General features: G+C 45.2%; 15 protein-coding genes. 6 read left to right on the top strand and 9 right to left on the bottom strand.

What is annotated here, in order from left to right:
• Positions 1-39: 39 nt before the first annotated feature.
• The 6 genes from AC6R05_RS03145 to rpsB all read right to left on the bottom strand — a co-directional run bounded on the left by AC6R05_RS03145 (position 40) and on the right by rpsB (position 5,001).
• The gene (locus tag AC6R05_RS03145; RefSeq protein ID WP_032551703.1) at positions 40-882 is read right to left on the bottom strand and encodes a phosphatidate cytidylyltransferase; all 843 of its coding nucleotides are present in this window, start codon (positions 880-882) and stop codon (positions 40-42) included.
• Between the two features lie 15 nt (positions 883-897).
• Positions 898-1,650 (bottom strand): undecaprenyl pyrophosphate synthase, encoded by a 753-nt coding sequence (gene uppS, locus AC6R05_RS03140; RefSeq protein ID WP_032551702.1) that lies wholly within the window; start codon positions 1,648-1,650, stop codon positions 898-900.
• Positions 1,651-1,747: 97 nt separating this feature from the next.
• The gene (gene frr, locus AC6R05_RS03135) at positions 1,748-2,305 is read right to left on the bottom strand and encodes a ribosome recycling factor (RefSeq protein WP_032551765.1); all 558 of its coding nucleotides are present in this window, start codon (positions 2,303-2,305) and stop codon (positions 1,748-1,750) included.
• Positions 2,306-2,396: 91 nt separating this feature from the next.
• Positions 2,397-3,128, bottom strand: coding sequence for a UMP kinase (gene pyrH / locus AC6R05_RS03130; RefSeq protein WP_032551701.1), 732 nt, complete (start codon positions 3,126-3,128; stop codon positions 2,397-2,399).
• A gap of 155 nt (positions 3,129-3,283) precedes the next feature.
• Complete coding sequence (tsf, locus tag AC6R05_RS03125) at positions 3,284-4,129, bottom strand: translation elongation factor Ts (protein WP_004738584.1); 846 nt, start codon at positions 4,127-4,129, stop codon at positions 3,284-3,286.
• A 140-nt stretch (positions 4,130-4,269) separates the two neighbouring features.
• Positions 4,270-5,001 carry a 30S ribosomal protein S2 gene (gene rpsB, locus AC6R05_RS03120; protein ID WP_032551700.1) on the bottom strand — a complete coding sequence of 244 codons (732 nt, stop codon included), beginning with the start codon at positions 4,999-5,001 and terminating at the stop codon, positions 4,270-4,272.
• Positions 5,002-5,435: 434 nt separating this feature from the next.
• Between rpsB and map the strand changes: the two genes are divergently transcribed.
• From map to AC6R05_RS03105, 3 genes are all read left to right on the top strand, one after another.
• Positions 5,436-6,314, top strand: a complete 879-nt coding sequence (gene map, locus AC6R05_RS03115) for a type I methionyl aminopeptidase (RefSeq protein ID WP_152469160.1) — start codon at positions 5,436-5,438, stop codon at positions 6,312-6,314.
• Between the two features lie 178 nt (positions 6,315-6,492).
• Positions 6,493-9,114 (top strand): bifunctional uridylyltransferase/uridylyl-removing protein GlnD, encoded by a 2,622-nt coding sequence (gene glnD, locus AC6R05_RS03110; RefSeq protein WP_032551698.1) that lies wholly within the window; start codon positions 6,493-6,495, stop codon positions 9,112-9,114.
• 174 nt (positions 9,115-9,288) lie between these two features.
• Positions 9,289-9,672 carry a DUF3461 family protein gene (locus tag AC6R05_RS03105; RefSeq protein WP_032551697.1) on the top strand — a complete coding sequence of 128 codons (384 nt, stop codon included), beginning with the start codon at positions 9,289-9,291 and terminating at the stop codon, positions 9,670-9,672.
• A 75-nt stretch (positions 9,673-9,747) separates the two neighbouring features.
• Here the strand turns inward: AC6R05_RS03105 and truC are convergent, their stop codons facing one another.
• On the bottom strand, positions 9,748-10,482 hold the full coding sequence (truC, locus tag AC6R05_RS03100; RefSeq protein WP_500646565.1) for a tRNA pseudouridine(65) synthase TruC: 735 nt from the start codon (positions 10,480-10,482) through the stop codon (positions 9,748-9,750).
• The gene (locus AC6R05_RS03095) at positions 10,482-10,796 is read right to left on the bottom strand and encodes a YqcC family protein (RefSeq protein WP_285466126.1); all 315 of its coding nucleotides are present in this window, start codon (positions 10,794-10,796) and stop codon (positions 10,482-10,484) included. The genes truC and AC6R05_RS03095 overlap by 1 nt, the downstream gene beginning before the upstream one ends.
• 87 nt (positions 10,797-10,883) lie before the next feature.
• Here AC6R05_RS03095 and AC6R05_RS03090 point away from each other — a divergent pair, with 87 nt between their 5' ends.
• Together AC6R05_RS03090 and AC6R05_RS03085 are read left to right on the top strand one after the other, a co-directional pair.
• Entirely contained in the window at positions 10,884-11,921 is a 1,038-nt protein-coding gene (locus AC6R05_RS03090) for a DUF3549 family protein (RefSeq protein ID WP_150869132.1), read from the top strand.
• A 70-nt stretch (positions 11,922-11,991) separates the two neighbouring features.
• Positions 11,992-12,300, top strand: coding sequence for a DUF3301 domain-containing protein (locus AC6R05_RS03085; RefSeq protein WP_150869133.1), 309 nt, complete (start codon positions 11,992-11,994; stop codon positions 12,298-12,300).
• On the opposite strand, the gene AC6R05_RS03080 is transcribed toward AC6R05_RS03085, so the two are convergent.
• Positions 12,245-12,790 carry a GNAT family N-acetyltransferase gene (locus AC6R05_RS03080; protein ID WP_032551693.1) on the bottom strand — a complete coding sequence of 182 codons (546 nt, stop codon included), beginning with the start codon at positions 12,788-12,790 and terminating at the stop codon, positions 12,245-12,247. The two genes, AC6R05_RS03085 and AC6R05_RS03080, sit on opposite strands and share 56 nt — an antisense overlap.
• Before the next feature lie 702 nt (positions 12,791-13,492).
• Here AC6R05_RS03080 and AC6R05_RS03075 point away from each other — a divergent pair.
• Positions 13,493-13,783, top strand: coding sequence for a hypothetical protein (locus AC6R05_RS03075; protein ID WP_500646564.1), 291 nt, complete (start codon positions 13,493-13,495; stop codon positions 13,781-13,783).
• Positions 13,784-13,786 lie beyond the last annotated feature (3 nt).

Genomic DNA, 13,786 nt, shown 5'->3' with positions numbered 1-13,786 from the left:
AGGAATAAAACAAAGGGCAGATTGCTCTGCCCTTAAAATTTAGAATGCTAAGTAAAGCAGAGCAAAGACTGGGAAGGCAGCGGTTAAGCTGTCAATTCGGTCCAGTATTCCACCGTGACCAGGAATTAAATTGCTGCTGTCTTTAATACCAGAAACTCGCTTGAACATACTTTCAACGAGGTCACCCAATACAGAGATCACTACGGTAATTAAAGTGATCGCAATCATTTGGATCGGACTAGTAAATTGAATATCAAATAGACCCGCGAAAATCCATGCAACAATCAGCGCAGTAATGATACCGCCAATCAAACCTTCAATGGTTTTATTTGGACTCACTGCTGGCGCCATTTTACGTTTACCAAAGCTCTTTCCAGCAAAGTAAGCACCGCTGTCCGCTGCCCATACAAGCAAACAAACAAACATAACCAGCTTAGCACCATGGTATGGGTCTTGGTCGATACCATTTGCTCTTAGAATCACTACGCTCCAAAAGAACGGGAGTAGTGTCAAAATACCGAAACAATGTCTCAGTAAACTAGAACCCTGCCATGCTGACGTAGACTTAGGATAGGTCACAGCTAAACCACTTGCGATAACCCACCATACAGAACCGATCGCTAACACCGCAAAGTGCGCGCTTGAGAGGTGGTTTAAGCTAAACGCATCAAATGGAATTAACGCGAAGCTTGCAACACTGATCGCCACCGTTGGCACAAGAGCCAAGTAACGTGACTTGCTCTCTACGAACTGAGTCCATTCCCAGTAACCTAAAAGGGTAATCACGAATAGTGATAAAATGAAGGTTGCCAGTGATAACTCGAAAATGCCCAGAATAACCAGAGGAGCTAAGATCAGCGCAGTTATAATTCGTTGTTTCAAACTAAAAAATCCTTATTAGCTGTCCATCATTGCTTTGATTTGCTCACCAGTACAACCAAATCGACGCTCTCGATTTACAAACCATGTTACAGCTTCAACTAAGCTATCTTCGTTAAAGTCAGGCCAGTACTGTTCTGTGAAATACATTTCTGCATAAGCAAGTTGCCACAGCATGAAGTTGCTGATTCGACATTCACCGCTAGTGCGAATAAGCAGATCGACTTCTGGAATATCAGACATAGTAAGGTGCGAAGTGATCAATGGCTCATCGATCTCATCAATATTGAGTTCGCCCTCTTTCACTTGGGTTGCAATTGACTTAACTGCCTGTTGAATATCCCACTTGCCGCCATAGTTGGCAGCAATGTTAACAACCATACCGGTGTTATTACTGGTTAAAGCTTCCGCTTCTTCAATTTTCTTTTGTAGTCGCTCATTGAAACGACTTTTGTCACCAATAACACGTAACTGTAGATTGTTCTTATGCAGCTTTTTAACTTCGCTAGCGAGAACGGTAATAAAAAGCTCCATAAGGACACCCACTTCTTCCTCTGGGCGACGCCAGTTTTCACTGCTGAACGCAAACAAGGTTACGGCTTTAATGCCGAGTCTTGCAGAAGATGAGATGGTTTTACGAACCGCTTGAACGCCATTTTTATGGCCAAATACGCGAGGTTTACCCTGAGCCTTAGCCCAGCGGCCATTACCATCCATGATGATAGCAATGTGCTTTGGGAGAGAGTCTGTGAACGCTTGAGAATTATGCATAAAAGAGTGAATCAAATTCCAATAGTCGGACAGAGTAGCATAAAAAAACGCTGAACGGTGAGAACAGCGTTTTTCCAACAGAGAAGAATGTGGAAAATTAAACTTCCATCAACTCTTTTTCTTTAGTTGCTAGTACTTCATCTACGTTCTTAACCGCAGCGTCAGTTAGCTTTTGAATTTCGTCTTGTGCTTTGCGATCTTCGTCTTCAGAGATTTCTTTATCTTTAAGAAGTGCTTTTAGGTCGCTGTTTGCGTCACGACGGATGTTACGGATAGCAACACGGCCACCTTCAGCTTCGCCACGAACGATTTTAACTAGGTCTTTACGACGCTCTTCCGTTAGCGGTGGAAGTGGAACACGGATAACCGTACCCGCAGACATAGGGTTTAGACCTAGGTCAGAAGTCATGATCGCTTTTTCAACTAGTGGCGTTAGTGTTTTATCAAACACTGTAATTGCTAGAGTACGAGCATCTTCAGCGATAACGTTAGCAACTTGAGTCAGAGGTGTTGGTGCACCGTAGTACTCTACAGAAATACCAGATAGTAGGCTTGGGTGCGCACGACCTGTACGGATTTTTTGAAGGCTATTTCTTAGTGCTTCAACACTTTTTTCCATGCGCTCTTGAGCGTCTTTTTTGATTTCGTTAATCACAATTTCACCTTGATTATGTTCTTTCTTCAAGAAAGCTTCTTAGGAGTGATGAAAATAAACTCGCCAAGGCAATACCTTGGCGAGAGGGTCATTATTCAGTTTCGCTGATTAATGTACCTTCAGTCTCACCCATCACCACGCGGCGTAGTGCGCCTGGCTTGTTCATGTTAAATACGCGGATTGGCATCTTGTGATCACGTGCTAGCGTAAATGCAGCCAAGTCCATTACTTTTAGCTCTTTCTCAAGAACTGTGTTGTAAGACAAAGTATCATACAGCTCTGCGTCTGGGTTTGCTACTGGGTCTGCCGTAAATACACCATCTACTTTAGTTGCTTTTAGCACAACATCAGCTTCAATCTCGATACCACGTAGACATGCAGCAGAATCTGTAGTGAAGAATGGGTTACCTGTACCCGCAGAGAAGATCACAACACGACCCTGACGAAGTTGAGAAATCGCATCAGCCCAGTTGTAGTCGTCACATACACCTTTAAGAGGGATTGCAGACATTACACGTGCGTTTACGTAAGCACGGTGTAGAGCGTCACGCATAGCAAGGCCGTTCATTACTGTTGCTAGCATACCCATGTGGTCACCCACAACGCGGTTCATACCTGCTTCAGCAAGACCTGCGCCACGGAAAAGGTTACCGCCACCAATTACAACACCTACTTGAACGCCTAGTTCAACCAATTCTTTTACTTCTTGAGCCATACGATCAAGGATCGTTGGGTCAATACCAAAACCTTCTTCGCCTTGTAGCGCTTCACCGCTAAGTTTTAACAGAATACGTTGATACGCTGGTTTAGGGTTCGTAGTCATGGAGTTTACCTTCCAAAGAGTTGATGATTAACAGTCATGAATAGACAAAAATGTGTCGAGATTCTTATCCATTCATCACGGTTAATTTTCCATGCGCTATTCATAAAAAGACCGTAGCATGGGCCACGGTCTTTTTTCGAACAATACGCTAAGGATTAACCTTTTTGTACCGCTGCAACTTCGTCAGCGAAGCTCATTTCAGCAGCTTTCTCGATACCTTCACCAACTTCTAGACGTACGAAGTTAGATACTGCAGCGCCTTTCTCTTTAAGGATTTCGCCAACAGTTTTCTTAGGTTCCATGATGAAAGCTTGACCTGTTAGAGAGATTTCGCCCGTGAATTTCTTCATACGGCCGATAACCATTTTCTCAGCGATCTCTTGAGGCTTGCCTTCGTTCATAGCGATTTCAACTTGAACAGCTTTCTCTTTAGCTACTACGTCTGCAGGTACGTCTTCTGGGTTAACGAACTCAGGACGAGATGCAGCAACGTGCATTGCAACGTGCTTAAGAGTTTCAGCTTCGCCTTCACCAGCTACAACAACACCGATTTTCTCACCGTGACGGTAAGAAGCTAGTGCAGCACCTTGTACGTATGCTACGCGACGGATGTTGATGTTTTCGCCGATTTTTGCAACTAGAGCAACGCGAGTTTCTTCGAACTTAGCTTGTAGCTCTTCTACAGAAGCTTGAGTAGCTACTGCGTCAGCTGCTACTTCTTCTGCGAATGCAGTGAAGCTAGCATCTTTTGCTACGAAGTCAGTTTGACAGTTAACTTCAAGAAGAGCAGCTACGCCGTTCTCTTCTTTGATGATGATTGCGCCTTCAGCAGCAACGTTACCAGCTTTCTTAGCTGCTTTCGCTGCGCCAGATTTACGCATGTTTTCAATTGCTAGTTCGATGTCAGCGTTTGCTTCTACAAGCGCTTTCTTACATTCCATCATGCCAGCGCCAGTGCGCTCGCGAAGTTCTTTAACTAGAGCAGCAGTTACAGTTGCCATTCTCTATTCCTCGGTTGATTCGAAAATAAGGTAAAAATCAGGGGCCAAAATGAGGCCCCCGATCTAACTATAACTTAGCTTACATTTAATAAAGATTTCAAAATCTATATTAGTAAGCCAAGCGTGATTCAGAGCCGCTATTATTCAGCTTCTACAAAACCATCTTTTTCAGCAGCTACAGCAGCAACGTCTTTGTTACGACCTTCTTTAACCGCGTCTGCAGCAGCGTTTAGGTAAAGCTGTACTGCACGGATTGCATCGTCGTTACCTGGGATAACGAAGTCAACGCCGTCTGGGTTAGAGTTAGTATCAACTACAGCGTAAACTGGGATACCTAGGTTGTTTGCTTCTTTAACTGCGATGTGTTCGTGATCAGCATCGATTACGAATAGAGCGTCTGGTAGGCCGCCCATGTTCTTGATACCACCAAGAGACTTCTCTAGCTTCTCCATTTCACGAGTGCGCATTAGAGCTTCTTTCTTAGTTAGCTTGTCGAAAGTACCGTCTTGAGCTTGAGCTTCTAAGTCTTTTAGACGCTTGATAGACTGACGAACAGTTTTGTAGTTCGTTAGCATACCGCCTAACCAGCGGTTGTTAACGTAGAACTGGTTGCTGTTTACAGCAGCTTCTTTAACAGCTTCAGATGCAGCGCGCTTAGTACCAACAAAAAGAACTTTACCTTTCTTCTCGCCAACTTTAGCTAGTTCAGCTAGAGCGTCGTTGAACATTGGTACAGTTTTTTCTAGGTTGATGATATGAACCTTGTTACGAGCACCAAAGATGAATGGCTTCATTTTTGGGTTCCAGTAACGAGTTTGGTGACCGAAGTGAACACCAGCTTTTAGCATATCGCGCATTGATACAGTTGCCATTTTAAAATCCTCTATGGGGTTAGGCCTCCACATCCCCCATGAATCCGACCCCTAACAACTAACGGCTTAAAGCAGCGGTTATTTATGTTGTTGAAGCACCCCGGAACATGTGTCGGAATGTGTGTGATTTAAAGATATAGTAAGTGAACACAAAGGCTGTTTCGCCAAGAGGGAGAAAACAGTCCTGATGTCCGGCGCGCTTTATACCATATTTTGTCTATCTTTGGCTAGAAAAAATTCTGTTTTAAAGCTCAACAACAGCTACTGATAAAGTGCTTTTTTACGTTGCTGTGATGGAATCATTTGTCGTCTTTCCACCAGCACCAAGAGTAACCATCTCTTTAGTATGGGTATGGCAGTGTTGCGCTAAACTGCTGCACTGCTAGAATAGCCCCATACGCACACTTAGGTGCGACCTAATTAAGAGATATGCAATGGCTGTAAAAATTAAAACTGCTGAAGAAATCGAAAAAATGCGCGTCGCCGGGAAACTGGCTGCAGAAATCCTAGAGATGATCGAACCTCATATTCAAGTGGGTACGACAACGGAAGAGCTGAACAAGCTTTGCCACGAGTACGCTCTAGAGAAAGGCGCATATTCAGCTCCCCTTGATTACCATGGTTTCCCTAAGTCAATTTGTACTTCTATCAACCACATCGTTTGTCACGGTATTCCAGCAGAGCAAGACGAAGTGGGCAGTACTGGTCAGCACAAGCCAGCTGTACTTAAAGACGGTGACATCCTAAACGTAGACATCACGGTTATCATCCCTGATGACAAAGACGCAGACTTAAGCGTACGTCCTCAAGGCTACCACGGTGACACTTCTAAAATGTTCCTAGTTGGTGACGTATCACCAGCAAACAAACGTCTATGTATGGTTGCACAAGAAGCCCTATACGAAGGCATGCGTCAAGTTAAGCCAGGTGTTCAACTGGGTCAAATCGGTACTGCGATTGAGAAGTACATCAAGACCAACAACAAGAACAACCCTCGTGCTAAGTTCTCTATCGTAAAAGATTACTGTGGCCACGGCATCGGTTCTGAGTTCCATGAAGATCCACAAGTCGTACACTACAAAAACAATGACCGCACAGTACTGAAAGCGGGTATGTGTTTCACTATCGAGCCAATGATCAACGCAGGTAAGTTTGGTTGCCGTCTTGATGACGAAGACAGCTGGACAGTGTACACAGCAGATAGCAAGAACTCTGCACAGTGGGAGCACACACTTGTTGTAACAGACACTGGTTGTGAAGTTCTAACGCTGCGTAGCGATGATACTATTCCTCGTATCATGAAAAACGCTTAATTCATCGAATTAAACAGCTCGAAAGAATGAAAATGTCCTCGCCTTGTCGAGGATATTTTTTTATCTGCAGATCTTCTCATCTCTCTTCGATAAACCGTTTGCACAACCATTTCGGTTTCCGCGCAACCTCTGGTAAATTGTCTGTTATTCCTATTTTTGCTTGCACGGATAGCAAACTATGCCATACCAATGTCCTCTTACGTTCAAAGAAGAACAGATAGAAATCAGTGAACTCAAACAAAAACTCGAACAGTTCACCGAGCATCAGAAAAACGAGTTTCTCAATCATCACCCCGTTACCGACCTAGTCCTCTCACGCTCCGAATATATGGATCGTATTTTGAGTCGACTGTGGCAGCACTTTGGATTTAGTGAATTACCCCACATCAGCCTAGTTGCTGTGGGCGGCTATGGCCGCGGCGAACTTCACCCGCTTTCCGACATTGATATTCTTGTCGTTTCCCAGAAAACGCTACCCAAAGCGTTAGGCGATAAGGTCAGCGAGTTCATCACGCTCCTTTGGGATCTGAGATTAGAAGTCGGTCACGCAGTTAGAACCGTCGCTGAATGTTTAGACATTGGCAGTGCCGATCTTACAGTAGCAACGAACCTGCAAGAATCTCGTTTATTGTGTGGCAGTGAAGATACCTTTCAGCAACTTAAAATGAAGATACATTCTGACTCATTTTGGCCAAGCGAAACCTTCTACAAAGCCAAGATTCAAGAGCAGAAAGAGCGTCATGCGCGCTATCACGACACAACCTACAACTTAGAGCCAGACATCAAGTCGACTCCGGGCGGCCTGCGCGACATTCATACATTAAGTTGGGTTGCTCGCCGTCACTTTGGCGCGACGTCTCTACTTGAGATGAGCAAATATGGCTTCCTTACCGACGCCGAGTACCGCGAATTAGTCGAATGTCAGGATTTCTTATGGCGCGTACGTTTTGCGCTACATATTGAACTGCGCCGCTACGACAACCGCCTCACCTTTGCCCACCAAGCTCAGGTTGCCGAACACCTTGGCTACTCTGGTGAAGGTAATCGCGGCGTAGAGATGATGATGAAGGAGTTCTATCGAACCCTACGTCGTGTCGCTGAGCTCAACAAAATGCTGCTTAAACTGTTTGATCAGGCGATCATTAATGGCGGAGAGACCCAAGACGCTCAAATTCTCGATGAAGACTTTCAAAGACGCGGCTCTTTGATTGAGGCTCGTAAGCCAGCCCTATTTCAAGCGCGTCCAGAAACCATTCTCGATATGTTTATACATATCGCTAATGACTCCTCTATCGAAGGCGTGAGTCCTCCAACGTTAAGACAGCTACGTACTGCACGTCGCAGGCTTAACCGCTTTCTGCATACGATCCCTGAAGCGCGTGAAAAGTTCATGGCCTTGGTACGCCACCCTAACGCACTGCATAAAGCCTTTAGCCTGATGCACAAACTTGGGGTACTTTCCGCTTACCTACCACAGTGGAGTCAGATTGTCGGTCAGATGCAATTCGACCTTTTCCATGTTTACACCGTGGATGAACACAGCATTCGACTGCTGAAGCACATTAACCGTTTTAGTTATGCCGCCAACCACGACAAACACCCTATCTGTTGTGAAGTTTACCCACGTATTCAGAAAAAAGAGCTGTTGATTCTGGCAGCCATTTTCCATGATATCGGTAAAGGGCGTGGTGGTGATCACTCTGAGATTGGTGCTGTCGAAGCTTACTCTTTCTGTATCGAACACGGCCTATCTAAACCCGAAGCTAAGCTTGTCTCTTGGCTGGTTCAAAACCACCTACTGATGTCAGTAACCGCTCAGCGTCGTGACATTTACGACCCGGACGTCATCACAGAGTTCGCCAAGAAAGTACGTGATGAAGAGTCACTGGAGTATCTGGTCTGTCTAACTGTCGCTGATATCTGTGCAACCAACCCTGAGCTCTGGAACAGCTGGAAGCGAACTCTGTTAGCTGAACTCTTCCACTCTACTCAGCGAGCTCTGCGCCGTGGCTTAGAGAACCCTGTCGATGTGCGTGACCGTATTCGCCACAACCAACAGATGGCATCTGCCCTATTGCGTAAAGAAGGCTTTACTGCACGCGAAATAGAGGTGCTGTGGCAACGCTTTAAGGCTGACTACTTCCTGCGCCATAGCCATAAGCAGATCGCTTGGCACTGTGAGAACCTGCTGCGCCTCGAAGACTCTAGCCAGCCACTGGTACTGATCAGTAAAAAACCAACGCGTGGCGGCACAGAAGTATTTGTGTATTCAAAAGACCAACCTGCGTTGTTTGCAACCGTGGTCGCAGAGCTGGATAGACGCAACTTCAACGTCCATGATGCTCAAGTGATGGTAAGTAAAGATGGTCATGTTCTCGATACCTTTATGGTGCTCGATCAGCATGGCGAAGCGATCGACGAGGCGAGACATAAAGCGGTCATCAAACACCTAACCCATGTATTGGAAGATGGTCGACCAACCAAGATCAGAACTCGTCGCACACCGCGTAATTTGCAGCACTTTAAGGTGAAAACTTCCGTAGAGTTTTTACCAACCAAGAGTAAAAAGCGTACCTTAATGGAGCTAAGAGCGCTCGACACGCCAGGATTGTTGGCGCAAGTGGGTGCAACCTTTGCCGAGCTCAACATCAACTTACATGCAGCAAAAATTACCACCATAGGTGAACGTGCCGAAGACTTGTTTATCTTAACCAGTGATATTGGAGGACGCTTAACCGAAGAGCAACAGCAAGCCCTACGTGAACGTCTTACTGAGCACGTATCAGAGCTCGCGCCATAGTTAGACCACCTCTAGCAGGTAGTTGAATATTCTGCTTTTAGTGTGGGCAAGGTCGAGAGAGCGATCTTGCCCACAACTTAGTATCAATTCATTCACCAGCGCTATCTAGCTCATGATTAGGCTGCTACATTAACCTATGTAATCCGTCTTCCATTCAGATACTAGAGGTCGCTTATGTATCCAAACCTCACTGGTTTAGGCATCCATGAACCTAAACAGATTGAACGTTACTCACTTCGTCAAGAAGCTCACAAAGACATCCTAAAGATCTACTTCCGCAAACAAAAAGGCGAGCTGTTCGCTAAAAGCGTCAAATTCAAATACCCACGCCAAGTAAAAAGTGTGTTGGTCAGCGGCGGTAACAACCAATATAAAGAAGTTACTGAGATCAACCGCAATCTAACGCTAGTGATTGATGAGCTGAATAAGATCACCAAGCCATCACCAAGCAGTGACGTCGATGTGAAACAGAAGATACTGACCGACTTACGTCACCTAGAAAAAGTAGTTTCAAGCAAGATCGCAGAGATCGAAGCGGATCTAGAAAAACTGAAGTGATCCCTTTCTTAAGTTAATAAAAAGGGCTGATAATCTTCCACTATCAGCCCTTTACTTTATTTTGTAGTCAGCGATTTACTTCTGCGCAACTAACTCAGTATCCCACTCAAACTGCCTAAACAGGTTCAGCCAAGTCTCATCTAAACTCGCTCTCATCACCACCTCTTGCTGAGTAAACGGGTGAATGAAGCGTAGCTCTGAAGCGTGCAACAGAAGACGGTGCGAATCGAGATTCTCTCTAAATAGTCGATTGTGCTTACCATCACCATGCGAAGTATCCCCGACAATTGGATGTCTTAGGTGGGCCATATGGCGACGCAGCTGATGCTTTCGACCTGTCTTTGGCAACATTTCAACTAAACAGTAACGACTGGTTGGAAAGCGCCCTGTCGAATACGGCACTTCTACTTTGGCGAGAGGCTCATAGACAGTGATCGCCTCCTGCGCCTCTTTATCTTCTTTTGCGAACTTGTCAGCGATCTTATCCAGTTCAACCTTAAGTGCGTAATCTAGGGTATCAGCCTCTTCTATCCACCCACGTACGATCGCATGATAGGTTTTCTGCATCTCATGGTTCGCAAACATCGGCATCACCTCAGAGGCAACTTCACTTGATAAAGCAAAAACGAGCACGCCCGATGTCGGCCTATCTAAACGGTGCAGAGGGAAAACGTGTTGACCAATTTGATCGCGCAGCGTCTGCATAACAAATTGTGTTTCATGCTTATCAAGCCACGATCGGTGAACCAACATACCTGCAGGCTTATTGACCGCGACAAAATACTCGTCTTGATAGATGATCTCTAACATTAAGCACATACCTCATCAATCTGCTTGATCGTCACTAATAGTTCACTCTTGGATGCATCATTTTTCCACACTTCAACAAAGTAAGGAGCCATTGAGAAACCTTTGGGCAGTGCTGCACCTGACGCGATCATCGCCTTGATTCGAGCAATGAATATCCACTGAAGCCACTGTTCAGGCTCTAGCGTATCAATAGCAAAAGGCTGCGTGCTCGCCAGTGCTTCATCGTTAGGTGGCACCTCACTCCATAGCTGTGCGTGTTGTAATTGCAGCTCCAACTGCTGAAGCAAAGAGAATAACTGTGTGGTTGCCGTCATTTTTCACCAAGTAATTTATCGCATGACCTTGAAATTGGGCCATAGAGTACCATCTATTGGGGAAAGAAAGTTAGGAGCTTATTACTGATGGAAACAATTCACACGCTCACCCAGCTGTTGAAAAATAGCGGCTGCCAATATGAAATCTACGATCTTGGCCGTCGAATTCAAAAAGTCGACAACGATCTATTTGCCGATGTTGAACAAGGCATGCAGCCCTACCCGTTCCCATTACAAAAACAGGCACACCTAGCAATCAGCTACTGGAACGAACAGAAGCAGCCTTGGATCTGGTTTCTAAAATTTAAGCTCGATGAGCGCGGCCTATTGAGCCAAGCTGATATCGGTAACTTCTTAAAATTCGTACTGGAGGCAATGGGCACTCGTCTAAGTGGCGATATGAGTGAAGAGCAGCAGCAAAAGCTCTCTAACAACCCATATACCTTTAAGCCATCAGAAGACAAAATGGCGGTATTCCATAGCCAAGTTCGCGCTGAGCTATCACTGCCAACGAGCCAGTACTATGAGCATGCACAGCACTACTTTACGGGCGATCTTGGTTGGGAGAACTGGCAGACCGTGGGCTTGCAAGGCATCACAGATATGTGTGCTCGATTAGGAGACAAGCAAAACGGCGTTGCCATTCGTAAAGCCCTTCGCAAACTGCCTTCTGAACCACTTTATGCCACCCTTGGTGCACTTGAACACGCCACTCTTAGCGATAAGCTTGCAGAGCGTATTCAAGAGATGGCTGACGACCAGATCAACAGCCAAGATCCAGATCTATTCTTACTGTCTGCATTAGTTCGTGCTCTATCAGGCGCTGACTCTTCAATTGCAAAACAAGTCGTCAACAGCGTACTGGCTAGCCCAAGACTGAGTCACCAAGAGGTATTGATTGGTCTTGCAGGAAGAGGCTGGCACACATTACAAGACGCTACAATCGCAGAGCAGTTCTTGCTTCGCCTTGCCCAAACAGGCAACCAGAACCTATTCAATCAACTGTTTGCTGACCTTGTGATGATCCCAAGCTTACGAATGGTATTCTTACCACTCTTAAACTCAAACCCATCACCAGAACTGGCTAACGCTTTGATTAAGCTACAACAAGCGGCAAAAGCCTAATCAATTCAAGCTTTGTGAAGATTGAATACAAGCATTAAAACCGGATTGATACAAAAGGACGTGTTGAAGAATGATAGATAATTTATTGGGGATTCTGTTTCTTTGTTTCTTTTGCTTTCTGTTTTGGCAGCAACGCCGACAGTCAGAGCTTGCTAAGGCGGCGATTGCGAGAAAATGCAAAGAACTCGATCTTCAGTTGCTAAGCGTGGCATTCAGTGGTCACAAATTAAAAATGCGTCACGAGTTAACCACAATTTGGCGCTGGCACACCGTATATCAGTTCGAATTCTCTGCTCTAGGTGATGACTGCTACAAAGGCAGTCTTACCATGGTTGGCTTTCGCGCGATGCGTTTTGAGCTACAGCCTCATAGAATGTGATTTTCTTTTCGCTAAGCTCCGAGTAACGATATTCGTGGTAGGGACCAAATTCATCTTGCTTGGTTCCTGCAAATTCAAAGCCTAGCTTGTCTAGCAATTTAATGGAGGGGTTGTGAGTGACATTCACTGTTGCCACAACCTCATTCAGATCCGCTTCAAATCTCGCCATATTGAAAAAGGGTTTCGCCACTTCGCTGGCAATACCTTGATTCCAAAAGCGCTTGTCTAGAATAAATCCCAGCTCATAACGACCTTCGCTGTGAGAGATAAAGATATGTCCCATATATTCGCGAGTTTGGTTATTAAGAATGGCACGGGCAAAGCCTTCTTGATCAGATAAAATGTGCTGAAACAGACGCTTTGCTGATGAGATGGTATGAGGTCCATTCATTTCTGCTCGATTTACCGGACAACAGTTGAGCTTGATAAAATCAAGTTCTAGCTGCTCGGTATACGGCACGATTAAAGTTCTTGCAGTCGCAATCGTCATATCACACTCCTTGTGTGGACAATATTGAATTTGAATAGATAAAGAAAAGCCCCGACACCGAAGTGTCAGGGCTAGGGTCTTACTCGCAGCAGTCCGGCTACTAATTAATGCTCCATGCATCATCCATAATAGTGGCTGTAATCCTTCAGCTCTTTCCTTTACTTCGCCGTCCTAGCGGTGTCCTATCATCCTGAAAGCTAACAATCCTCGTTAGCGCACATCACTTGTTCCGTGAGCGGTGTCCTTTACATCATCCTGATGTTGTTCCTAACCTTTATCCTAAAGGTGTCCATTGCCAATCCGTTGCAGTTAATGTCCTATCAACTGTCGTATCCCTACAATGTCCTTACGCTCCATGCTTGATCACTCATCCTAAGTAACCAAATCTTCATCCTGAAGATAACCAAATCCTTGGTGCTTTCCTGTTCCGTGTCAGACTCCTTCCGACAAGGTTTAATTTACGCGATTTAGGATTTCGGACAATAGATTTGCATCACACTTTGAGTTCAACCAAGTTGTTAACTATATAAAACAATTAAAATTCAACACCTTAACTATATGCATATCAATTTCTCTAAAGAAGTATTCGCGTTATCTCACAACGTTTGTAAGAGATCTCTCACAAGCGAATGTCGCTTTTAGGATTCGCTATCCACAGCTTGAGCGAGTAACATACAGAGAGATGACGTTATGGAGGTTAATATGCTAACGAAAGATGTCTCAGACGAGCTAAAAAGTGTTCTGGAAGGACTGCAAGCTCAAGGAAAAGAACCGACGGTTGCACTGGTCAAGGCACGTATGAGTACACCGGTGCCAATGCCGGCACTGATAACGACGATTAAAAGCTGGAAGAGTGCTAACCGAGTTCCAAAAGTCGAAGTCGCAGCTCCACAAGACAATGCCACCGACAAATTTGCACAACTCGAACAACAAGTGATCGCCCTTACTGAGCGTGTAACTCAACTTGAAGCAAAACTAGCAGAGAAAGAATAGATG

This window comes from Vibrio sp. R11-SG3-ISO9 (genome assembly GCF_059834255.1).
Note: the sequence above shows the minus strand (reverse complement) of the source record. Positions and strands in the feature narration are given on the sequence as shown.